Below are 23,630 nucleotides of genomic sequence, written 5' to 3'. Positions count from 1 at the left end.
CCTCTTGTTTCTGGACCTGCAACGCTCAATCACCCTGCTACCAGCAGCGGCGGGACTGGAGCGCCCAGAATATCGGCAGTGGCGCGAAACAGTTCAGCTTCTGCCGGGCGTACCTCGCCGCTGTGTTCGATACAGCGCGCCATGGCCTGTAGAAGCGTTGATTTATGCTGTGGTGTCAGGCGGCGCAGCCGGCTCACGGCCTGGCTAAGCGCTTGTCTGTCGTCGACGTTTTCGCCGGTCATCAAGGCAAAAGGTAGCTCCTGCTCGGCGGTACTGAGCGCTTCGCTGATGGCCGAGGTGTTATCCTGGCCGGCGCTTGCCAGCACATTAAGCAGCGTTTGGCACTCGTGCTTCAAATCCGTGAGTTTGCGATTGGCCGGGCCGCTCGCCTCTTTAGTAAGGCCCAGGTGGTAAATCAGCCAGTGATAAAGCGTCCACTCGAACAGGCTGATTCGACCATCGGCTTCGGCCAGGGCTTTGATACAATCACTAAAGCGGTCTGCGTGGCTTTTGGAAAGACTCTTCAGCGCGGGCAGGCAAAGCTCTACCAACGGCAAACGAAGCTCGTCTTTTAACATCAAGACCTCACCTGCCAGGCTCATTACCGCGCGGTAAACGTCCGGCTGGGCCGACTGCTTTAAAAGTGCCAGCTGTGTTTGGCGTATCTCATCATCGTGGTCCAGCAAAAGCCCGTACATCAGTGCGCGCACCGCGTAAGGGTCCTGGGCGGCTTCCTTGATACGCCTGGGCAACGCATCGATGGTGGCACGAGCCTGAGCCAGATGCTGCGGGCCCGGTTTGCCCATGGAAGCAATGGCCGTCTGGGCCGAGGCGCCGGTCATTGCAGCACTGGCGCGAGTGGGCGTATTACCGGCAAAGCCCGCCGCTGATTCAGCCCCGTCACTGGTTACATCGCCGGCGGCAGATACACTCAGCGCTGCGTCAAACGTGCCGTTCCAGCCCGGCATGACGCGCTTGATGCGCTCGTTCAAGGGTGGGTGGGTCGCCATCAACCGAGTGAAGCCGATCTTCATGCCTTGGCCAAAAAACAGATGGCTATACTCACTGGCCTGGGAGGCCTCCAGCCTGGCCCCTTGCGTGTGGGAACCTATCTTGACCAGCGCGTTACCAATACCGCCTGGGTTGCGTGTGTACTGCACGGCGGAAGCGTCGGCCAGGTACTCGCGCTGGCGGCTCACCGCGGCCTTGATCCAGTTGCCAAAAAACGTACCCGCGTAGCCGATGACGGCCAGGGCGGCGCCCAATGCCAGCACTACGATGACACCTTTGCCATTATCGTTGTTGCTGCGCCGCACGGATCGGCCGCGAAAGGCCGTACTGCGCAGCAGGAGATAGCCCAAGAGGCCGATCAATAATACCCCGTGCAGCACGCTGATCAGGCGCATGTTCAAGCGCATGTCGCCATGCAGGATATGGCTGAACTCGTGGGCCACTACGCCTTGAAGTTCATCGCGGCTCAAATGATCGATTGCGCCTTGCGTGATGCCGATTACCGCATCGCGGGTATCGAACCCGGCGGCAAATGCGTTGATACCCGCTTCCTTGAGCAGATAAACCGGCGGCACCGGCGTGCCCGAGGCAATCGCCATCTCTTCAACCACGTTGAGAATGCGCCGCTCATTGGCGTTGTCGGTGCCCGGGTCGATTTCTCGTCCGCCCAGCGCCTCGGCCACGCCTTTACCGCCGCCGCGGCGCAGCTGGTAGCGTTTGAAAAGCCCGCCAATGCCCACCAGCGCCACCACGCCAAGGGCTACAACACCTACCAGCTCAGGAGAAAGCGCGGCCAGCAGGCTGTCCGCTGTCACCTCGCCCCGGTGGTCGCTCATGAAATAAACGACGATGGTGATCACCAGGGTGGTGACGGCGATCAATGCAACTACTGCCGCGATCATCAAGACAACCAGCCGCCCGGTCTTGCGCCGGGCATTATCCTGTGCGGTAAAAAAATCCATGCGCCACTTCCCTTGTTGAACGCCTTAAAACGACACTTCGGGCGCTGACTGAATCTGCGCGCTGTCCTCGAATTCCAGAAACGAGGCGTTTTCACCGTGACCTACCATCGGCGCTATTGCCACCGGCGGAAAGCTCTGGCGGTAGGTGTTGTACTGCATGACAGCATCGTTGAAGGATTGGCGAGCAAAGGCCACCTTGTTCTCGGTACTGGTGAGTTCTTCCGAGAGCTGCTGCATGTTCTGGGATGCCTTGAGATCCGGGTAGGCTTCCATGACCACATTGAGCCGTCCCATGGCCTGGGTGAGCGCACCTTCAGCGCCGCCAAGCTCGGCCATCGCCTTTTTGCTCCCTGGGCTGGCCGCTGCCGCCTGGAGCCCAGAAGCGGCCGAATTGCGCGCCTGGATGACCGCCTCCAGGGTTTCGCGTTCGTGTGAAAGATAGCCTTTCGCGGTTTCCACCAGGTTGGGAATCAGGTCGTGGCGGCGCTTGAGCTGCACCTCGATTTGCGCGAAGCCGTTCTGGAAGCGGTTTCGCAAAGAGACCAGCTTGTTATAAACCCCGATGACATAGAAGGCGACAATCGCGATGACCGCCACAATGATGATAGTTGTAACCATAACGAATCCTTATCCTGGTCAAAAAAAAGCGAGCGCTTTAAAGCACGAGGCTGGCAAGCCGCTTGTCGTGTTTGAAGCATACACTATCGCGTCAGCTGGCAAGTTTGGGCAGGAAACTAATATCCATGCAACATTTCCTGGGATTGTCTTCATCAATGTAGACCGCCACGGTATCCGTATTGACGTAGGCTGAAGGGTCGAACCAGAGATTCTGGCTCTTGAAGACATGCACTTCCATGGTAGAAGGATCAAGCTACTGCGTGGTGACCTGATAAGGGTGCTTGCCATTAACAGACAATCCCGTATTGCGCTGTACTCCCTGAACAGTGGTATCAAGGAAAAAAGCAACCACGAGAAGCCCGATACCAACCACTGACAATAAAAATCTTGCGAGAGCAAAAACACGCATATTTCATTTCTCGGATAAATCTTCAAACAGCACTTCAAACACTAAATAAAAAAATGTCGGGCCTGCATCGAAATGCATGGCCCGAAGTATCAAGTGCGCGTTGGCTCCGGCAAAAGGCGACTACATCAACTCTTCGCCGTTGAGGGTCAACCGGCCCTGATCCCAGGTAAGCGTCTGCTGCTCCAGGGAGGTGTCGAGCACCAGGCTCACCAGCAGCGGAAGCTGCATCAAAAGTGCCGGTGGTGGTGTGGTCATGTCGACCTCCATATACAGGCGGTCAAGCAGGTACGCGTTCGCCTGGGCCGGACTCATCGCAGCCTCTGCGTCTTGTGTTGTTCGTGGCGCCAGATCGTTATTCCAGAAGGCGCTGTAAAGGGCCTCCTTGGAAAGTCCTTCACCATCAAAGCGTATCTGAGCCGTCAAACGCGGTTTGAAATCCAGCTCCAACTCCGGCAGTACGATATGAGCGCTCAACGGCTGGATCGCGGCGGAAGGGCTTTCCACCAGAAAGGCATGGCCGTTCTCGATTGCCTGCGTCATCAGTTCCCGGTAGCGTGCTTCATCGACACTACCTTCATCTTCTTCGAAGCGGTTCTGCATCACGATGAGAGGCGCATAGGCTTCCTGATAGGTCTGAAACGCATCTATATGCCAATTATTGGCCGTTACATCCATGGAAAGACTGCCCATCGACGTATCGTCGACACCGAACTCCGCCACTCTTACATGGCCGGTCTGATCGATCACACGCCGGGCATCGGCCGGCTCGGTAATTGATTCCATTTCAGTGGCATCCATGTAAAGGCTCATGCCCTGGGCCAATATCTCGATGCGCGGTATTTCCATGCGCTGATGGACGTTTCCACCGTCCTCCCCACGAGTATCCATTTCAAACCGGGGCGAGAAAACTCGAACGGTCGCCTCGTTTTCCGGATCATTGAACGTCACCTCATCGACTCGCGTATCGATATGCCATAGGTGCTCGTCGGTGAACGCGACATCCATCACAAGGCCAGTCAGCTCGCCCTCGACCTCCGCCGAGCGCAGGGTATCAGCCGTCAATTGCCCTTCCACCCCGCTCATCGAGGCCACCATGTCGATACCGATGACGCCGACAAAAAATGCCTCGTTGGGCTGGATCGTGCCGGTCACGGGGCTTCTTATCACGCCGTGATCGATGAACAGATCGATATCCGCGGTGGCGTCTTCGTGACCGCTCATGCCAAGCGTGGCGGTGGCGGTCGTGTTGAACAGCGATCTATCGATACGAACGTCCAGTACGTGCCATGAAGGCGAGCGGTCGAGCCGGTCGAAAGCCTGAACAAGCGATTTCTCCGCTTCAGTGCCCACCGCCGCCTGGACACCGAGGTAGCCCCCCACACCCACCACGATGACCGCACCAGCGGTGATACCTAACGCTTTAGAACTGACGGCCATGCCGGTTTCCTTTCGCAAGCTTTAAAAAAAGATAAGCCTAATTTACAAATGATTATTATTTCAATAAAAACTATCGCTTGTAGCTTTTTCCGGACGCACCACCCACCAGCTGGCCGCTACCATGGCGCCAAAAATCGAATAGACCAGAACGAACATCCACTCTGGTGCGGTGTAATAAAGAAGGTACTGGAGCCAGTGCTGTATGAAAGAGCCGGCGTACGTTGCCCCGCCCGCATGGGCGCGCAAGGTCATTTCCCAAGTGGTCAGCGGGCACACAGCGCCCAGCCAGGCCTGAACGACGACATAGCCGATCGCACTCAGATGGCTCAGACGAAACCCGCGGTTGCGCACCCAGCGCCAATGAAACAGACGTCCCATATAAATGGCGAACAACCCACCTGCCACGAATGCCACAAAAAGCACGTGAACGATCAATACGGTATCGGCCAGTAATAGATAAACGGTAGACGACATATCGGACCCCCTGAATCTTCTGGTGAATGCTTCTGCGCCGAGAATCATTAAGACGCGCTAGATACATCGACGTTGCATGGCGGCTTTCTAATCGGCGATTCAAGGCCGCTACCCACGGTTTGTTTTCAGAGGATTGCTTGACGCCTTCACTTGCCTGAAATAGAAAGCAGGTTTGATAAATACACAATTGTCCGCTTTGGGCTTACTTGATAGCTTGATTTTCGTTGATGATTTCGCGGGCCTGCCCACCCCTGGCAGTCTCCGGGGCCAATGTCGGTTACTGCATCGTTGGCCTTGTTCACCCCATTAGCCTGACTCCCCCTTGGCTGAATGCACCGGCTGACACCTCTGTGACGATCCATCATCGCACTGCCTTGCAATGACTATTAAAACGCCTGAAGCACGCTTTCACATTAAAACCATAACGCTTTGAAGCGGAGAGATTGATGAAAGAGACGTTGAGTTCGACCGATGCAAGCACGCAGAAGATAAAGAAGAAACGCGCCATGCCGGATGTGTTCATCATCCTGTTTGGCTTCATGATCCTGGTGCTCATCGCCTCTTACGTTCTCCCTGCCGGCACCTATGAAAGAACCACCCAAAACGGGTTGACTCAGGTCGACACCGAAAGTTTTCGCTACATAACCGCCGATTCGCTGAGCGTGATGGACCTGTTCACCGCCATGCACAACGGTCTGGTGGGCGCCTCGACGCTGGTCTTTCTCATTTTGATCGTGGGCGGCGTGCTGAAGGTGATCGAGTCCACCGGCGCGATCAGCGCGGGCATTCACCGCTTGCTGAGCCTGGCGAAAGGTCGACAGAACGTCTTGATCTTTATCTTCTGCGCCACCTTTGCAACGCTTGCCTCTGTCGGCGTGGGCGCCAACCTGGCCATCGCGTTTATTCCCATCGGGCTTTATCTGGCCCGTTCGATGAAGCTCGATCCCGTAGTAGGCGTGGCGATCATCTTTTTGGGATCGTATGCAGGCTTTGGCGCCGGCGTTTTCGACCCCACCGTGACCGTGACCGGTCAGACCATTGCCGAGCTTCCACTGTTTTCCGGCTTCGTTTACCGTGGGGCGATTTTCGTGGTCTTTCTGGCCATCACCGCCGTTTATATCTGCCGTTACGCCCAGCGTATCAAACAGAACCCGGCGATGAGCGTCATGGGGCCCGAGGTTTTCGATGCGGCCAATGGTGGCCAGCAACCCGAAGAAGAAACCGTTTTCACCCTGACCCACAAGCTGGTACTGGGCCTTTTCGTCCTGGGCTTTGGCTTTTTCATTTTCGGGGCCTTCAACCATGGCTGGAGCATTCCCCAACTTTCCGCCACTTTCCTGATGATGGGTGTGGCCACCGCGATTATCGCCAGAATATCGCCCAACGCCTTTATCAAACGCCTGATGAGCGGCGCCGGCGAAGTGCTTTACGGCGCCCTGGTGGTGGGCGTTGCCGCGGCGGTCATCGTGTTGTTGAGGCAGGCACAACTGATCGACACCATCGTGCATAGCGTGGCTGCTTCGCTGGATGGCCATGGCAAGGTCGTCGCGATGGAGCTTCTGTATCTATTCAACCTGCTCTTCAACGGCTTGATCACTTCAGGCACCGGCCAGGCAGCGATCGTGATGCCGATCATGGTCCCCATTGGCGATATGCTGGACGTTACCCGTCAGGCCACGTTTATTACCTTCAAATTGGGCGATGCGGTAACCAATATCGTCACCCCGCTTTCCGGCACGCTCATGGCGTGTCTGGCCATCGCCCGCGTCTCCTACGTGGAGTGGTTCAGGTTCGTGCTGCCGCTGGTGCTGATCTGGGTCGTTACCGGCGCGGTTTTCGTGGGCGTGGCGGTAGCGATCAACTACGGGCCGTTCTAAAACGGCTGCTCGCTATGGACACCTTCGCCAGGCGGTCGGCCTGGCGGATACATACTAGCGGGCAGCCTCGGCCAGCTGGCTTTCCAGAAACTTCAAAAAGGTTTCGATATGCGCAGGTAGATGGCGCTCGGCCATCACCTGCACCTGAAGGCTGCGCTGGGCAAGCTGGGGCTCCTGAAACGGCTTGAGTACAAGCCCCGCCTCTCTGGCTTTACCGCTTACCGAAACGGCACTGCAAAGCCCCACCATGCCGGGGTGCTCGCATACCACGGTAAAGGTCACCCCCAGGGTATTGCAGGCCACACTTGGATGAATCTTCACCCCGGACAGGCTGCAGGCCACATCAAACAGGTGGCGCACCGTCGAGCCCGCCACCGACATGGTCAACGGGTAGTCGTCCAGATCCCTCACCTTGAGCGCAGCCTTGCGTGCCAACGGGTGCCTTTCCGACATCAGTGCGCTAATGGCGGCGCTATGGCTCGAGATTACCTGCACGCCGATATCCACCGACAGACTGAAGGTCAGCGCGATATCCACGCTGCCCTGCTTGACCAGTTCCGATGCCTGGGCGGAATCGACCACCTGAAGATCGAAACCGATCGTGGGATGCTCGATGATGAAGCGCGAGATGACGCTGGGTAGAAAATGCCACGCCATGCCGTCCGGGCAGGCCACGCTGATGGTTTGACGCTGCCGGGCGGTGGCCCCGTGCATCTCGTCGATGACGCTTTCAAGCTCCAGCTGGTTGCGCAGCGCGTAGGCCTGAAGCAGCTTGCCGGCCTCGGTCAACGCCATCCCACGGGGCTGGCGGGTAAACAGCTTGAGTGCCAGACGCTGCTCCAGGTTGGTGATCTGGCGGCTTACCGCGGAGACGGCCACATGCAGCTCCTCTGCCGCCGCCGAGAGCGAACCGGTTCTCGCAACACTTTGAAAGTAACGTAGGTTGAGTTCCTGCATGACGGCCTCTAGGCAACCTGCCAGGGCAAAGGATGGCCCGAAAGTGCCAAGCTAGGACGCCACTGGTTTCTCATAATTGGAAAGATTATTTGATATTTTATTGATTGTTGCAAACCTGGGCAAGCGTTAGGCTCGACCTGCTTATCATGATCGATCTTACTATCTTGATACCCAGAGCACTTGAGACCCAGAGCACTTGAGACATAGCACTTGACCCACAGCACTTGATTCACATAACAAAAGGCAGGCCATGACGATTTCGCACTCCTCTCGACAGCAAGCCATCGAACTGGCCCTTGAAGAGCTCTCAAGCGGCAACTTCTATAACACCCTGGCGCGGCGTGTGGCCATGCGCACGGTGAGTCAGGACCCCGGCTGCAAGGAAATGCTCGACCGTTATCTGAGTGACGAAATAGCGCCGCATTTGAGCCAGCTGGGTTTTACCTGCCGAATCATCGAAAACCCTGAACAGAACCTGCCGCCTCTACTCATTGGCGAGCGTATCGAAGACCCCGCGCTTGCCACTTTACTGCTGTACGGTCACGGCGATGTGACTGACGGCCAGGAAGCAACATGGGCCGAAGGCATCGACCCCTGGGCACTGACCTTCACCAACGGCCACGTATACGGGCGCGGTACCGCCGATAACAAGGGCCAGCATAGCGTCAACCTGGCCGCGCTTGAAGCGGTGCTCAAGGCTCGCGAAGGAGTGCTTGGCTACAACGTCAAGATTCTGTTCGAGATGAGCGAGGAGATCGGCTCGCCAGGGCTGGAGAAGACCTGCCAGCTGTATCAAGACGCGCTGAAGGCAGATCTTTTTCTTGCCTCCGACGGGCCACGCATTCAGGCCGACATGCCCACGCTCTTTCTCGGCTCCCGCGGCGTGGTGCAGTTCAAGCTTTCGCTCAATACCGGTAATGGTGGGCGCCACTCCGGCAACTGGGGCGGGGTCATCACCAACCCTGCCGTGGTATTGAGCAGCGCCCTGGCCACCCTTCTATCCAAAAGCGGCGAGATCCTCGTCGATTTTCTGAAGGCCCCGGCCATCAGCGAAGAGGTGGGCCGGCTGATCCGTGATCTACCGGTGGGCGGCGGCGCTTTGGACCCCACCATCGACCCCGCATGGGGTGAAAGGACACTGACCGACGGCGAACGGTTGTACGGCGCCAATACCCTTGAAATCCTTGGGCTGAGCGCGGGACGTACGGACAAGCCCGTGGGTGCAGTGCCCGAACACGCCGAGGCGGTATTGCAGCTTCGTTTCGTGAAAGGCACCGACTGGCAGGCGGTAGAACGCAACCTGCGCCAGCATCTGGACGCCCACGGCTTTGAAGCGTTAACGCTTGAAATGCTGGGCGGCTATGCCGCCACCCGGCTGGACCCGAGCCACCCCTGGGTAGACTTCGTGGCAAAATCCGCCGAGCAAAGCCTGAAGGCGCCCATCCACGTTCTGCCCAATCTGGGCGGCACCATCCCCAACCACTGTTTTTCGGATGTACTCCGACTGCCCACGGTATGGCTGCCTCACTCTTATCCGGCGTGTAACCAGCATGCTCCCAACGAGCACCTTCTGGAGAGCATTGTCGAGCAGGGGCTGAAACTTGCCACCGGCGTATTCTGGGATCTGGGCGAAGCTCAGGCGCAAACACTCACTCCCCAAAAGGCTCGATGACAATGACGACTCCCGATAATACCGTCGATAACGAAGCCATTCACTGGGACCAGGATCTGAGCTACGGCCAGTACCTGGACCTGGAGCCGCTGCTTGCCTGCCAGAATCCGGCATCCGAGGAGCACGATGAGCTTCTATTCATCGTCATCCACCAGGTCTCGGAGCTCTGGATCAAGCTTTGTCTGCACGAAGCCCATGGGGCCGCCGCTCATATTCAGCAGGACAACCTTTCCCCGGCATTCAAGATGCTCAGCCGGGTGGCCCGGATTCAGGAACAGTTGATCAAGGCCTGGGAAGTACTGGTGACCATGACGCCTGCCGATTACGCCAGCTTTCGCGACAGCCTGGGCCAAAGCTCGGGGTTTCAGTCTTACCAGTACCGTGAAATCGAATTCCTGCTGGGTAACAAGAACGCCAGAATGATCGAGGCGCACCGCGCCAGGCCCAAGCACTATCAGAAGCTTCAGGAAGCGCTTGACGCCCCCAGCCTCTACGATGTGGTGCTGCAGCTGCTGGCCCGCCGCGGCTTTGCCGTCCCCGCCGAGAAGATCGACCGCGACTGGAGCGTTCCCTATACCGCCAGTAAGGAAATAGAAGAGATCTGGACCGAGATCTACCGCAACAGCGACAAGCACTGGGACCTTTATGAGCTTGCCGAGAAACTGGTGGACGTGGAGTTCAATTTCCAGCGGTGGCGGTTCAACCACATGAAAACCGTGGAGCGCATCATCGGGTACCGGCGCGGCACCGGCGGTACCGCGGGTGTCAATTACCTGGTCAAGGCGCTGGACCTGCAGTTCTTCCCGGAGCTTTGGAGTGTCAGAACGACCATTTGACGGCGCTCGTAGTCGCCCGCTTGACAGAACGGTATTCGATTTTCTGGAGGTTCGAGATGAGTGACAGTTTAAACGGTGTAACCCTTCAAGGTGTGCAACAACGCGACCAGCAGGACCCCCTGGCCTGTTTCAAGACCCGCTTCACCCTGTCCGAAGGCATGCTTTATCTTGACGGCAACTCCCTGGGCGCCCAGCCGGTAGCCGCGAAACGGGCGGTGGACGACACGCTGGACCAATGGCGCGTCGAGCTGATCAAGGGCTGGAACCAGGGCTGGTTCGACGCCCCGGAGCGCCTGGGCCATTTACTGGCCCCGGTGATAGGCGCAAGCCAGGGCGAGGTGCTCGTGACCGATAACATCACCCTGAACATCTTCAAGCTGCTGGGCTACATTACAAGGCAAGCCCCGGCCGAGCGCCGGGCGGTGCTTTCCGAAGACGGCAACTTTCCCGCGGATGGCTACATCGCTCAGGGGTTTTGCCAGGTGAGCGGCCTTGAGCACCGTTTTCTACCCGAAGGCGCGAATCTCGCCGAGCACCTGGACGGCGTGGCGGTGGTGGTGCTCAGCCAGGCGAACTACCGCACCGGCAGGCTTTGCGATATGGCCGCCACGACTAAGCTCATTCATGCGCACGGCGCCGAGGTCATCTGGGATCTGGCCCATTCCGCGGGGGCGCTGCCGGTTCGTCTGAATGAAAGCGGTGCGCGCTTCGCCGTGGGCTGCACCTACAAGTACTTGAACGGCGGTCCCGGAGCGCCGGGATTTCTGTACGTTCACCAAAGCGTTCAGGACGGCGGCTGGCAACCGCTTTCCGGCTGGCACGGTCACGCCGCGCCCTTCGCCTTTGACATGGATTACGCCCCCGCCGGGGACATCTCGCGCTTTCGCACCGGCACCCACTCAGCGCTGGCCTACTCCGCGCTTGAAGCCTCGCTTGGCCTGTGGGCGGAAGTCGATATGCAGGCCCTGCGCGAGAAGAGCCTGGCCTTGACGGATCTTTTCCGGGCGTGCCTGGCGGATGTGTTCAAGGCCCGCGGCATCGAGGACATCACCCCCGAAGCCGCCGAGCGCGGCAGCCAGGTCTCGCTGATCGATAATGAAAACGGCTACGCCATCGTGCAGGCGCTGATCGCCCGCGGCGTGATTGGCGACTACCGAGAACCCGGGCTGATGCGCTTTGGCTTCACCCCGCTTTATCTCAGTTTCGAGGATGTATGGCAGGCCGCCCGACACTTTCGTGAGGTGGTGGAAAGCGGTGAATATCAAGAGCCGCAGTTTCACGTGCGCGGCGCGGTGACCTGAGCCCCCCATGAGTGAAACGCCCCAGGATATCGCTTACTCGCCCAGCCGCTTCGCGCGGGATCATGAAGCCACGCTCGCTCGCCAGAATGAAGCCGGGCGCACGCTGGCTGTACGCCATGCGCCGGTGTCGGTTAACGCAGGCGATCCGGCGGGTTTCAATCTGTTCATTCCCGACGGTGAAGGTCCCTGGCCGCTGATGGTATTCATCCACGGCGGCTACTGGCAAGCGCTGGATCACACCGCCACGGACTTTCTAGCCGAACGCTACATGGCCCGCGGCATGGCCTTCGCTTCGCTCGAGTACGGCCTGGCCCCGGACACCTCGATCGAGACCATGATCGAGCAGTGCCAGCAGGGTCTCGAGGCAGCCTGGTACGCCCTGGCACTGCGCGGCGGCGCATGGACGATCCATCTGGGCGGGCACAGTGCCGGTGCGCAACTGGCGTACTGGGTCGCCGCCCGCGGCGAGGTGCCCATCGACAAGCTGGTGCTGGTCAGCGGCGTATATGACCTGACCCCGCTGGTGGATACCTATGTCAACGCACCGTTGAACCTGAATCACGCCCGCGCACGCGCGCTCAGCCCGCAGTTTGGCCGCCTGAATGGCCTGCCGCGCTGTCAGGTGATGATCGCCGAGAATGACCCGCCCACCTTTCACCAGCAGGCCAAGGATTTCGTGGCCGCCCTGCTTGATGCCAATGTGCCGGTCGACCGGGTGGATTTTCCAGGGTGCGATCACTTCGACGTACTGGATAGGCTGTAGCGATATAGCGTCTTCAACATCGATGACTGGCGTCAATCGCTGTAGATGCCTTTGGCGCCGGATTGCGCAAATGCCCAGCATTCGTGAATATCGATGGGCAGCGTGCGCCCTTCCGAGAGCGGCGGCAGATCATCGAGGGCAAAGAAATCCGCCGCGTCAGTTTCATTGTTGGGCACGAACGCGCCGCCCTCGAGCGTACACACGTAAAAGAGCTTGTAGATGTGATCCGGCGAGTAGTAGGCGTAAGGGTGCAGGCTTCGATCCTTCAGCATCGCCAGGCGCGGGTGACTGGCCCGGTGGCCGGACTCCTCGAAGATTTCCTTCAGTACGCCCTCGCTCGGGCCTTCGTTGACATCCGCCCAACCGCCGGGCAGCGTCCAGAGGCCATCCTTGATCTCGCGCACCAGCAGTACCCGACCCTCGCCATCGAACACCGCCCCGCGCACGTCCACCTTGGGTGTGGCGTAGCCTTTATCGGGGATGATCAGGTTTTCGATCTTCTCGATGGGTACATCGCCCAGCACCGCGAACATCTGGTTGGTCAGCGACTCGAGCTGACGGTAGCGCTCCAGTTCGTACTTGTTGGTGGTGTAGGTCTGCCCGGTCTGGGCGATGGAGCGAAGCGATTTGGCAAAGGCGAGCCAGTCGTGGGTCATCATTCATCCTTGTCTGCGTGCGGGTCGTCGGGGGCCATTCTAACGGATAAAATCGTCGATCTCTTGACCCAAGGGCGCCGTCGCCGGGCCGAAACGACTGACCGCCAGCGCGGCGGCGGCGTTGGCGCGTAGTGCCGCTTCTTCGGGCGTCAGCCCTCGGCTCAAAGCCGCTACCAGCACGCCGGTGTGGGCATCCCCCGCCCCGTTGGTGTCGATAGCCTTCGCAGGAAAGCCCGCTACGTGACGACGACACCCCTGAGTCAGTAAATGACAGCCCCCGGGCCCATCGCGAACCACCACCAACGATGCGCCGGTTTTAAACGGTAGCTCCTCCAGGGCTTCCTCCAGCCTAGCGGTACCGGTTAATGCGCATGCCTCCCCAGCATTGCAGGTCATTAGCGTGGTACGCTTCAAGATCTTGCTCAAGCGTTCGGGGGAAAGCGCCTTGACCAGTGGACCGGGGTCGAACACCACCGACACCTGATCGGCAAGCCCGCAAAGCCACTCCGTCAGCTCTTTGGCGGGCGCCTCATGGGATAACGTGTAGCCGCTCACGAGCACATAGTCGCTGGGCCCGGGGGTAACCCGAGCAAGTGCTTCTCGATTGCGGACTTCTGCACCGATATGAGTGATAAACGTACGCTCGGCCGCTTCATCGATAAGGGCGACGCAGAACCCCGTATCCAACGACTCATCAACGAGGGCCACGCACTCGATGTTTTCCCGGGCCATGGCCGCCCGGGCCATATCACCAAACCGCCCTTGGCCATGCCCGCCTGTATAGACGACCTTCATGCCATCACGGCGCGCGGCGGCCATGACATTGAAACCGCCGCCGACTTCGAACGTGGCCGCTTTGGCCAGCGTGTCGCCGCCAGGAGCAGGCAGCCGATCGATCGGCATCACCAGATCGACGATCACCTGGCCGGTATGGATCAAACGTGGATGACTCATTACACCCCCTGACGCCGGGTATGACGGGCGCCCCCCATCAGGCTATAGCTGCCGGCGGCCACGACGAAGGTGGCAATCCAGCCCAGACCGTTGCGGCCAAGCCAGCTATCGGCCAGCACGCCGGTGAACCACACATCACCACTTATGCCTATCGTGGTGAAACAAAAACCCAGCACGATGGCCACGGCCCAGCTGGACAAGGCCCGCCACTCGACACCACCGCGATACCAGTAGGCGCTCGAAGGGCTTACATTGAGCAGATCTGGTCCGGAGTAATGCTGTCTATGGATCAGATCCACCAAAAAGATCCCCACCCATGCCGTGATCGGCACCGCCAGCAGACTGATGAAGGAAATGAACGGGCCGTAGAAATTACCCGCGATCAACATGAAATAGATAGAGCCTGCGAAGATCACCACGATATCCACGACAACCGCATACACCCGCTTGAGGCGCAGCCCCAGGGTAAGCGTGGTAAGGCCCGCCGAATAGACCGACAGGTTATTGGACAACAGTAGCCCGCCAAAGGCGGCCAACAGGTAAGGCACCGCCATCCAGTCGGGCAACATGCCCCGAATCGCGGCAATCGGGTCGTTGGCTGATGCCAGATGACCGTCACCCGCGGAAATCAAGCCGCCCAGGGTGATCAGCAGGGTCAAGGGGATGCCCGCACCCGCCGCGGCGGACAGTACCAATTGCCAGCCTTTGACGCGACCATGCTGGTAGCGTGACATGTCGGCACCGGCGTTCGCCCAACCGATACCGGTACCGGCTGCAATGGTACCAATACCAATCAGAACGGCGCTCAGCGGCGCGGGGGGTGTATCAACGACCGCCTGCCAGTCGATCGTGAACATCAGAAACAGCGCGACCAGTATATTGAGCGCGCCAAACCCCCAGGTCGCCCATTTCTGAATAACCAGCAAAGCGGCATGGCCCAGGCCCGAAACGAGCAGCGTACAGATGACGAAAAAGGCGATGAATACCAGCGTCAGTATCGGCACGTCACCTGCGGCAGGGACGGTGCCGAACAGAATCATCGACAGCGATAACATCGCGTAGGTGGCGGTCGTGGTGTTGACCGTCTCCCAGCCGAGTCGCGACATTAGCGAAACAAGCGTCGGGCCGACATTTCCGTGAACGCCGAAAATCGCCCGGGAAAGCGTCAAGCTAGGTGCGCGCCCTCGTCGACCGGCTATCGACACCAGGCCGACGACCGCAAAGGAGCCGCCGGCACCGACCAGGGCGACGAGTATCACTTGCCAAATCGCAAGCTGTTGATACACCACCAGTGTGGCCCCCAGCGGTAGCCCCAGAATGCTGATGTTGGCGGCAAACCAGACCCAGAAAAGCTCTAACGGGTGACCATGACATTCTTCCTCCGGGGCTGGCTCGATTCCCCTTTTTTCGAGTTGTACCGCTTTGGAAGCGGATGCTTCATTGGTGGTCATTGTTATTACCTTGAACTGATGAATGCTTACCGCTGACGTAACGCCAGCAGTTGATCGACGATGTCCTCGGGGGCGAAGTGGCTCACCCGGGCCACCTGCGCCACCATATCGGTGGGTAGGCGTTCAGGGCCATGACAGGCCCCTAATATGGCGCCCAGCATGGCCGCGATGGTGTCAGTATCGCCACCGATACTCGCGGCCAGAGTGAGCGCCGAAAGCGGGTCGTCTCCGGCCAGCTCTGCCAGGGCAAACGTGGCCACGACCGATTCCTGAGACGCTACCGACGTGCCGATCAGGTCATGGATCAAGTCAAAGCCCGCGTCTTTATCACATCCACGTACCAGTTGCCGCGCCCACTCAATGCGTGCCGAAATCAAGCCCCCCGCGTTCCAGTGGCCGCTTTTCTCGCCCAGCACGGCCATCTGGTAGCCAAACGTCAATGCGTCATCAAGCGTTGCCCCCTCTATGGCGGCCGAGATCGCCCCTGCCACCGCAGCGGCGCTGGCGATCCCCAACGAGGTGTTATGTGTGACACAGCTGGCCTCGATGATGGCCTGGAGAAACGAGTCACGGGGCTTCGTGGAAAAGGCGATGGCCACCGGAGTGATCCGCATGGCCGCTCCGTTGGTCGTGCCGAACCGACCGCTCTCCTCGGGCCCGACGCCTTCGGCAATCATGGCCAGCGCCCGATTGGTCGAAGGCCCCAGCAGATCCCTGGACCCCCGTGCTTTCATATCCGCCTCCCACGCCATTAGTGCCTGGGCAAAGGCGAGAGGCTCGATGTGGCCCTTGCCCTCGATCAGTAACCTGGCGACCAATACGGCCTGCTCGGTATCGTCAGTGATCGAACCGGCGGGCATACCGGGGGCAATGGGTTGATCAGCGGGCCCATCAAAGAGGGTCTTGATTCTGCCAAAGCGCGCGAGGATCTCGTCGCGACTGAAGGATTGGGTCGGCATTCCCAGGGCATCACCCAGGGCCAGCCCTTGAAAAGCGCCGAGGGCACGCGCTCGGAGATCCGTATCCGCTAGAAAGTGGGTCATGAGTCAAAAGCCAAATGGAAGTGAAAGTGGGAAGGGTCCAGCAAACTCGTCACGTGTTCGAAGAAGCGGTCTTCGGCATCGAACGTCAGGCGGACCGATTTCATGAGGAAGGTACCGATCGGGCTATCGAACTGATGAGCTTGATGTTCGTCGAGACTGGCCAGGCTCAACCACTGCTCACCACGGGCGGCCATTCGCTTGTAAGCCGCGAGGGTATCGGTAATGGAGTCACCAATGAGGCCGCGTTCCGGGAGTTTCTCGAGCCCGTCGCGTGCCGGTAGCAGGGAGCGTTCGAGGGATACCACCTCACCGTCACCCAGACGCCGACGACGCACTATTTCAACGAAATGCTCACAATCGACACGAGCTTTCAAAGCATCGTCGTGAACGCATTGAATACTCAAGATTTCGGTTACAATGCTCGCCCGGGAGCTGTCGGCCCCAGGACCATTCCCCGCTACGAATGCGACGCCCGAGCTCATCGATGACGCGCTGCTTTTTACCAAACTGTACATGTTTCATCATGTACATTCTTGTACATCAACGCCTTCGCCACAATACCCATATTGTGACTCGATACCCGCTCATCGTGCTGAAAGATCGCTACAGGTGACGAATAATCACGATCTAGCCGATTCCATTCTTTCTACTGTCTGCCCGAAGAAGCATCTTCTTGTTCGCGCTGAAGGCGCTTTTCCTCGCCAAGAGTAAACACCTCTACCCCGCTCCCGGTCACCGCGCCTGTATCGTCCGCCTGCTCCATTCACGGGCTTTATTGGTCTGATACAGGCACGATTATATGCCTTCTAGCTCGAGTACCGGCTATCAGTCAGGCGAAATCCTGTTTCTAAGTTTTGACGCGGCCAATCACCAGCCTTTGTCCCTTGAGCCACTCGACCATTTTTAAAACAAAGGCACTCAAGAGCCGGTTCGGCTTGCCGATAGCTACTGTTATCGTCGATTGGAGTTTCCCAATGTTTAATCTCCGCCTCAAGAAAAAATCCAAACATCCATCTGGAGGATTGTCGGCGCTTCGCCAACTGCATGATCAGATGGAACGGGGTATGCTGTCCATTACACTGGACGCCGACCTGTCTATCTCTACGCTAAACCAGGGTTTTGCTGATGCCCTCGGCTACCAGCGAGAGCAGCTTTTGGGACGATCCATGGAAGAAATCGTACCGCCCTACGTCACCAGGCTGCCCTGCTTCCAGGCCTTAAAAAAAGCCATCACAACGTTCGCGCCCGTCAACGACAACTACCGCTACTTGCGTGCCGATGGCACCCTGGCCTGGCTAAATGTCGACTGGCTACCGGTGCGCGGTGCGGGCGGTAAGCTCGCGTACGTCCAGGGCTATGGCCGCGACGTCACCCAAAAGGTGGAAGGCGCAAAAGAGAGCGAGTCGTTCATTGCCGCGCTGATTCGCTCCACCGCGGTTATCCAGTTCAAGCTTGATGGCACTATCATCACTGCAAACGAGCAGTTTCTGCAGGCCATGGGGTACCGGCTTGAACAGATAACCGGCAAGCACCACCGCATATTCTGTACCCCCGAGGAGGTGGAGTCGCCCGAATACACGGCTTTTTGGCTAAAGCTCAACAGCGGAGAGTATGTTGCGGACCGTTTCAAGCGGATCGACAGCCAGGGGGCCGAAGTTTGGTTGAGGGCCACCTATAATCCTGTCTACAACGCCGAAGGTCACCTTTGCAAGGTCGTAAAGTTTGCCAGCGTCATCACCGACCAGGTAGCGCGGGAAGCTCAGGTTCGCGAAGGCGCAAACCTCGCGTTTGAGGTATCACAACAAACGGATGAAAGCGCCGATAGAGGGGCGACCGTGATCCAGCAGACGGTCGAAACCATGCGCTTGATAACCACGGAAATGCAGACGGCTTCTAATAGTATAGAAGCGCTGGACAAACAGTCCCTACAGATCAACACCATCGTACAAACCATCGGCGGTATCGCAATACAGACGAACATGCTGGCAATCAACGCCGCTATCGAAGCCGCCAGGGCCGGCGAACAGGGGCGTGGGTTCGCAGTGGTGGCCGATGCGGTGCGAAAGCTGGCGGCCAGTACCAGCGCAGCCACCGTGGAGATTTCACGGGTAGTGGAGAAGAATCAGACGCTCTCGCATGACGTCATGCGCCAGATATTCAGCACCCGGGAAGAAGCCGAGCAAGGGCTGGAACTGGCAAGCCAGGCGGGTAGCGTGATCCTGGAGATTCAGGAAGGGGCCAAACAGGTCGTCGACGCTGTACAGCGTTTTTCCAACGACTTGTCGTAGCAACGTCGGCTGACTGATACGGGCGTTACTGTGCCATGAAGCAAGTGATTGCCAATTTTCCGGCTCTCAAACGACGGCCTCCCCGTTTCATTAACGGGGAGGCCGTTCAGCACGATGCCAATTCGGGTGGCGATTCAATACTATGACGTATGAATCGTCAAGGCGTTGGTACTGCGCTGCGCATCACACGCAGCGCCGTGATTTCTATGGTGAGCGCTTGACGCGTTTTTTCTAACGCTCTCACCTCTTCAAGGACAGTATCGCGCTGGTTGTTGGCCTCTTCGATGTCAGCGTTTAACGCTTGGAGCTCTGATTCGGCCTGATCGCGCGCCTCTTGCGCCTCCTGGCGTGACTGCTGGGCGTCATCACGGGCGGTTTCGGCCTCTTGTCTCTCGTTTTCCAACTCGGTCTGGGTCTCATCGAGTTCCTCGAGACGGGCTTGGCTGTCGTTTATCTGCTCCTCGAAGGTCTGCATCTCGTCTTCACGGGTTTCATGCTCGCCGCGTAACGCGCTCAAATCTTCTCGAGCATGGGCAATGTCCGCTCGCGTTGATGCCAGTGCCGCTTGCGCTTCGGCCTGTTTGGTTTCAAGAGCGTTCGTTCGCTGTCGCAAGGTGGCCAGGTCCAGCTCTGCGGCTTCGACTTCCGTCATTTGCGCCTGGATCTGCTGATGCTCACGCTGCGTTTCGGCCAATCTCGACTCGAGTGCGTCGATATCGTCGCCTCGTGAAGTTGCGATGTACTGGGCAATCACGGCCCAGACCACTGCAACCACCACGAGAACCAGGAGTACCTTCACTCGGTAATCGCTCAAAAATCCTGCCGACAATGGTTTATTCGTCCCTGTCATTGGTGCATTCCTCTCGCCTGAGTGCTATCGCTCATTATGGTTGCCCTGGTTATACATCGGTAGCTCGTCATCTGGCCCATTGATAATATGAAGGAAAGTTTCTGTTTGGGCCAGGAAAGGTCTTTCAACATCCCTATCTAAAGCATTTGAGTGAGCCGTCCGGCCGGCTGAGCAGGCAAGCAGCACACCGGGCTATCGCCGAAACGAGTGCTGTATCGTGCTCGCCAACAATTTCACGGCCGTATCATCACGAGAGCCAGCGCTGCGCACGAACACGATGTCATGGTCTGGAATGATCGGCATTGTTTTTTGGTAAGCGGCTGGTGCTCAAGATCCGGCTGGTGGTGCGGGTCGAGGCCCGGCAAGCCAGTGCTGTCTTCATACCGCTTGATGAGTCATTTCTCGAACTAATATAGGTAGTTACCATGAGCAAAGGAGAAGACAGTAAAAGAACCACCAAAAAACCCCTTTTGACGGCCAAAGAGAAGAAAGCCGCCAAAGCATCGAAGAAAAGGCAGACTGATGTATCAGGGCACTGAATGAACTTCGTGATCAGGCGTCAAAGCATCTCGCCAAGCAGATATCCCGGTAACGTATTATGTGTTTATGAATTGGATGTCAGCCTGGTTTTCTGAAGCTGTAAAAGAGCCACGATTTCTTCAGCATTTACTGGGTGACTCAGCAAATAACCTTGAACAAATGGACACTTCATTTCCCTCAAACGTTGTAATTGAGGCTCTGTTTCAACGCCCTCTGCGGTGATATCGATATTCAACGCGCGGCCCAGAGACAGAATACTTCTGACGATTGCGTCGCTGCGCTGGAATGTCATCATTCTGGATACAAACGACTGATCGATCTTGATGGCGTCAATGGGATAGCGATCAATGTAGCCAAGTGCGCTGTACCCGGTCCCAAAGTCATCCAACGCTATACGGACACCCAGCTCACGAAGGCTCTCCAATACTTGCGCTATGGTATCCGGCTGGTGAAGGAATATGGATTCAGTGATCTCGACCTGAAGGTCCTGGGCGTCGATACCCGTCTGAACAAGAATTTCTTTTATCTGATTAACATACCCGGGCCGATGAAGCTCTACACCCGACACATTCACGTTCAGATGCAATGTCAGCTCGGGGAATTCCCCCTTCCAACGTTTGAGTTCGGCACACCCTTCCTGCATGACCCAGCAACCTAGCTCATGTATGACCCCGATATCTTCAGCGACAGGAATGAAGCGGTCTGGAGATACTTGACCGAGCGCTGGATGACACCATCTTACCAGCACTTCTGCACCGGATATCTCACCGGTGAGGATGCAGTAAATGGGCTGATAGACCACCGAAAATTCATTATTCGCCACGGCCTGCTTTAGAGCATTCTGCATGACCAATGCGTCGATAGCCGCTTCACGCATGGATACATCAAATAAGGCCCAGCGCCCTCGACCCTGTTTCTTGGCGGCATACATGGCAATGTCTGCATCGCGAAGCAGATCTTCAGGCGAGGTATGCGTCAGATCTGCGCTCACGATGCCTATGCTGCAGGAGGTAAAGATATCGTGTCCATCGATGACGATCGGCAAACTCAAGTGATCGACAATGCGTTGAGCGAGCTCGATTGCCAAGGACGATTGATTTTCACCAGCAAGCAGGATTGCAAACTCATCGCCCCCGGCCCTGGCCAATACATCGTCTTCTCTAATACAGTTTTCCAGTCGACGTGCGACCGCTTCAAGAAGCATATCGCCCGCTCGATGTCCCAGGCTGTCATTTACAAATTTAAATCGATCAAGATCCAGAAAAAGTACAGTGGCGGCGGGGACCTGTTCGTGCCCCCTACTTCTGAAGATATCCCACAAAAGCGTCATCAGGTGTGCCCGATTATACAGCGCCGTCAAGTCATCATGATAAGCGGCATACAGCAACTCTTCTTCAATACGTTCGCGCTCTTCCAAACGACTTTCCAGTGCAACCTTTTCTTCTCGATTGGCAAGCGCCTGTAACGTTAGATACTCGGACTTCTTGCGCTCACTGATGTCCCGCTGCACGGAAACCCAATGAGTGAACCAGCCTTTTTCGTTGGCAACGGGAACAATGCTTAGCTCGACCCAGAATTGGCTGCCATCTTGGCGAGTATTGAGAAGCTCGACTTCTATGGGTTGCCAGTGGGAAAGCGCTTTTCGGATGAGATCAAGCGTGGCACGGCTGGTGTCATCACATTGAAGTATCCGCGGCGTCTGCCCGATGACCTCGGAGGAGGTGTATCCTGTCGTGCTTAAAAAAGCCGGATTGCAATAAACGATCCTGGGGCCTGGATCGTCGATGGGCTCTGCCTCTGTGATCAGGATCGCGTCCTTTGCATTCACCACCACCGACTCCAGCAAGCGAAGGCGCTCCAGAAACGTTTTTTGTTTCGACAGAAATAACCCGGCTTGTAACTGAAGAGTTTGCCCAATTAGCGCCGCGTGCGTCTGTAAGGCATACACCTGTGCAGTGCTTAATCGCTGCTGTGGCGAAGAGCTGCTCACAAACAATGCCCCTATTATTTTCGCTTCTTCACACCATATCGCCACGCCAACGACAAATTTATGCCCAAGGCTACGTAGCTGATGAAAATAATCGGGAATAGATTGACCTAATGCGTCATTGATGACGATGGGTTGCCTGCTGGTCAGGCTTGTTTTCAGCCACTCTTCAGTTGAGGTATTGAACGAAAGCTGGGGCTTACTTCCGTAGCTGGCTAACAGGTTCCAATCAGCCTCTGCCCCACCTACCAGGAACCCATTTGGACAATCTGCCGAGTAAGCTGCTGCCTTGACTAGTAAATCTAGAGCCTTTTGACGAGATTCATTGACAGCAGAAGCCATTTTGATTGCCTGTAGAAAGCGTTTTTTTAATAAATATCAGGGTAGTATGAGCAATATATTACCATCCTGGTCCTTCATCGTGCAGAAATAGTATTAGATGATAAATATTCTTTAAAATACGTTAACACCTGCAATATAGCGTTAATACAGATTAAGATCTCATTAACATGGATTGAATTGATTCATGTTCTTCTAAAAAGAGCCACCTCGCTACTGTCTGGTCTGATTATCTTCATTAGGCAACCACTACTGCTGAAGGCGCTTATAGGAAGGGCGATGATAAAGTGGTACATGCCGAACGTGGGGATACGCTTGTAAAGATTAAGATAAACGACACGCAACGTGTGTGGAGCGGGCGCTTTGGAGGCAAAACTCTATTGGGTGGCATGCCACGCGCTGAAACGCCCTCCCGCATCGGTTAACAGGGTCTGCAGGCGGGCGATGTTGTCTTCCGTGCTCTGAAGTGACTTCTTGCGTACCCCGCCGGTTCTTCGAGTGGGCCCGAGGCATCAATTCGGGCCCTGCTGCGCCTTAACTGACGGGAATCATCACGGCTTTCTGGAACGCGGGACGTTCGGTGAGAGTCTGATACCAGCGCTCCAGGTGAGTGCGGGGGTTCCAGGTGAGGCCGCAGTTCCAGAGGTTGTACACGAACGGGGCCACGGCAATATCGGCCAGGCCGAACTCATCGCCGGAAAGCCACGCCTGGTTTTCCAGCGTGTCTTCCAGAATCTGGAACAGTTCTTCGCAGGCCTCGGTGCCGGCTTCCAGCTTGGCCTGGTCGCGGGCTTCCGGCGGGGTGCGCACATACCCCATCAGCATCACCCGGTGGCGGGGGGAAAGCAGCGTGTTGGCCCAGTCCATCCACTTTTCCGCCTGGGCACGCCGGGCAGGTTCAGTGATCCAGAGCTGGCCCTCCCCGTACTGCGCAGCCAGATAGCGCACGATGGTGTTGGACTCCCACAGCACGCTGTCGGTGGCGTCATCCTTTAAAAGCGGCACCAGGCCATTGGGGTTCATGGCCTTGTACGCCGACGTGTCGTTCACGCCGTGCTGAAGGCCCGCTGCAATCTGCTCGAATGGTAGCTCCAGCTCTTCGAGCACCCAGCGCACTTTCTTGACGTTGGTGGAGTTGTCGCGGCCCCATAGCGTAATCATGGCAATCCTTGTCGTTGAGAAGTTTCCGAACTCTCAAGTGTGGC

Annotated in this window: 19 protein-coding genes; 6 read left to right on the top strand and 13 right to left on the bottom strand. The window is 57.4% G+C overall.

The features are described from left to right. Nucleotides 1–29: 29 nt before the first annotated feature. From ACWF8S_RS07905 to ACWF8S_RS07890, 4 genes are all read right to left on the bottom strand, one after another. Nucleotides 30–1,973, bottom strand: coding sequence for a M48 family metallopeptidase (locus tag ACWF8S_RS07905; protein WP_447556312.1), 1,944 nt, complete (start codon nt 1,971–1,973; stop codon nt 30–32). 24 nt (nt 1,974–1,997) lie between these two features. Next, complete coding sequence (locus ACWF8S_RS07900) at nt 1,998–2,591, bottom strand: LemA family protein (RefSeq protein ID WP_447556311.1); 594 nt, start codon at nt 2,589–2,591, stop codon at nt 1,998–2,000. A 529-nt stretch (nt 2,592–3,120) separates the two neighbouring features. After that, the gene (locus tag ACWF8S_RS07895) at nt 3,121–4,437 is read right to left on the bottom strand and encodes a DUF945 family protein (protein WP_447556310.1); all 1,317 of its coding nucleotides are present in this window, start codon (nt 4,435–4,437) and stop codon (nt 3,121–3,123) included. A 60-nt stretch (nt 4,438–4,497) separates the two neighbouring features. Then, nucleotides 4,498–4,911 (bottom strand): DUF2784 domain-containing protein, encoded by a 414-nt coding sequence (locus ACWF8S_RS07890; protein WP_447556309.1) that lies wholly within the window; start codon nt 4,909–4,911, stop codon nt 4,498–4,500. Between the two features lie 446 nt (nt 4,912–5,357). On the opposite strand from ACWF8S_RS07890, the gene ACWF8S_RS07885 reads away from it, so the two are divergent. Further along, nucleotides 5,358–6,788, top strand: a complete 1,431-nt coding sequence (locus ACWF8S_RS07885) for a YfcC family protein (protein ID WP_447556308.1) — start codon at nt 5,358–5,360, stop codon at nt 6,786–6,788. A 54-nt stretch (nt 6,789–6,842) separates the two neighbouring features. Here ACWF8S_RS07885 and ACWF8S_RS07880 read toward each other — a convergent pair whose 3' ends face one another. Further along, nucleotides 6,843–7,745 (bottom strand): LysR family transcriptional regulator, encoded by a 903-nt coding sequence (locus ACWF8S_RS07880; protein ID WP_447556307.1) that lies wholly within the window; start codon nt 7,743–7,745, stop codon nt 6,843–6,845. Between the two features lie 250 nt (nt 7,746–7,995). On the opposite strand from ACWF8S_RS07880, the gene ACWF8S_RS07875 reads away from it, so the two are divergent. The 4 genes from ACWF8S_RS07875 to ACWF8S_RS07860 are packed head-to-tail and all read left to right on the top strand — an operon-like array spanning nt 7,996 to nt 12,317. Next, a complete protein-coding gene (locus ACWF8S_RS07875; RefSeq protein WP_447556306.1) occupies nt 7,996–9,417 on the top strand; it encodes a M20 family metallopeptidase in 1,422 nt (473 codons plus the stop codon). 2 nt (nt 9,418–9,419) lie between these two features. Next, nucleotides 9,420–10,253, top strand: coding sequence for a tryptophan 2,3-dioxygenase (gene kynA, locus ACWF8S_RS07870; RefSeq protein WP_447556305.1), 834 nt, complete (start codon nt 9,420–9,422; stop codon nt 10,251–10,253). A gap of 56 nt (nt 10,254–10,309) precedes the next feature. Beyond that, entirely contained in the window at nt 10,310–11,554 is a 1,245-nt protein-coding gene (kynU, locus tag ACWF8S_RS07865) for a kynureninase (RefSeq protein ID WP_447556304.1), read from the top strand. Between the two features lie 7 nt (nt 11,555–11,561). After that, the gene (locus ACWF8S_RS07860) at nt 11,562–12,317 is read left to right on the top strand and encodes an alpha/beta hydrolase (protein ID WP_447556303.1); all 756 of its coding nucleotides are present in this window, start codon (nt 11,562–11,564) and stop codon (nt 12,315–12,317) included. A gap of 32 nt (nt 12,318–12,349) precedes the next feature. Here ACWF8S_RS07860 and ACWF8S_RS07855 read toward each other — a convergent pair whose 3' ends face one another. The 5 genes from ACWF8S_RS07855 to ACWF8S_RS07835 are packed head-to-tail and all read right to left on the bottom strand — an operon-like array spanning nt 12,350 to nt 16,936. Beyond that, nucleotides 12,350–12,973 carry an NUDIX hydrolase gene (locus tag ACWF8S_RS07855; RefSeq protein WP_447556302.1) on the bottom strand — a complete coding sequence of 208 codons (624 nt, stop codon included), beginning with the start codon at nt 12,971–12,973 and terminating at the stop codon, nt 12,350–12,352. A 39-nt stretch (nt 12,974–13,012) separates the two neighbouring features. Beyond that, complete coding sequence (locus ACWF8S_RS07850; RefSeq protein ID WP_447556301.1) at nt 13,013–13,927, bottom strand: PfkB family carbohydrate kinase; 915 nt, start codon at nt 13,925–13,927, stop codon at nt 13,013–13,015. Then, a complete protein-coding gene (locus ACWF8S_RS07845; RefSeq protein WP_447556300.1) occupies nt 13,927–15,378 on the bottom strand; it encodes a purine-cytosine permease family protein in 1,452 nt (483 codons plus the stop codon). Before ACWF8S_RS07845 ends, ACWF8S_RS07850 begins: the two co-directional genes overlap by 1 nt. A gap of 26 nt (nt 15,379–15,404) precedes the next feature. Beyond that, nucleotides 15,405–16,421 (bottom strand): ADP-ribosylglycohydrolase family protein, encoded by a 1,017-nt coding sequence (locus ACWF8S_RS07840; protein WP_447556299.1) that lies wholly within the window; start codon nt 16,419–16,421, stop codon nt 15,405–15,407. Beyond that, nucleotides 16,418–16,936: a UTRA domain-containing protein gene (locus tag ACWF8S_RS07835; protein ID WP_447556298.1), complete on the bottom strand. Its 519-nt coding sequence runs from the start codon at nt 16,934–16,936 to the stop codon at nt 16,418–16,420. Before ACWF8S_RS07835 ends, ACWF8S_RS07840 begins: the two co-directional genes overlap by 4 nt. A gap of 369 nt (nt 16,937–17,305) precedes the next feature. Here ACWF8S_RS07835 and ACWF8S_RS07830 point away from each other — a divergent pair, with 369 nt between their 5' ends. Then, nucleotides 17,306–18,709, top strand: a complete 1,404-nt coding sequence (locus ACWF8S_RS07830) for a methyl-accepting chemotaxis protein (RefSeq protein WP_447556297.1) — start codon at nt 17,306–17,308, stop codon at nt 18,707–18,709. 157 nt (nt 18,710–18,866) lie between these two features. Here the strand turns inward: ACWF8S_RS07830 and ACWF8S_RS07825 are convergent, their stop codons facing one another. The 3 genes from ACWF8S_RS07825 to ACWF8S_RS07815 all read right to left on the bottom strand — a co-directional run bounded on the left by ACWF8S_RS07825 (nt 18,867) and on the right by ACWF8S_RS07815 (nt 23,586). Beyond that, nucleotides 18,867–19,559: a hypothetical protein gene (locus ACWF8S_RS07825; RefSeq protein ID WP_447556295.1), complete on the bottom strand. Its 693-nt coding sequence runs from the start codon at nt 19,557–19,559 to the stop codon at nt 18,867–18,869. A gap of 604 nt (nt 19,560–20,163) precedes the next feature. Beyond that, the gene (locus ACWF8S_RS07820) at nt 20,164–22,428 is read right to left on the bottom strand and encodes a putative bifunctional diguanylate cyclase/phosphodiesterase (RefSeq protein WP_447556294.1); all 2,265 of its coding nucleotides are present in this window, start codon (nt 22,426–22,428) and stop codon (nt 20,164–20,166) included. Nucleotides 22,429–22,959: 531 nt separating this feature from the next. Further along, nucleotides 22,960–23,586 carry a glutathione S-transferase family protein gene (locus tag ACWF8S_RS07815; RefSeq protein WP_447556293.1) on the bottom strand — a complete coding sequence of 209 codons (627 nt, stop codon included), beginning with the start codon at nt 23,584–23,586 and terminating at the stop codon, nt 22,960–22,962. Nucleotides 23,587–23,630: the final 44 nt, after the last annotated feature.

The sequence above is a fragment of the Vreelandella xerophytica genome (assembly GCF_968048975.1).
The sequence above is the reverse complement of the archived record's forward strand: the minus strand, read 5'-3'. Positions and strand labels throughout refer to the sequence as shown.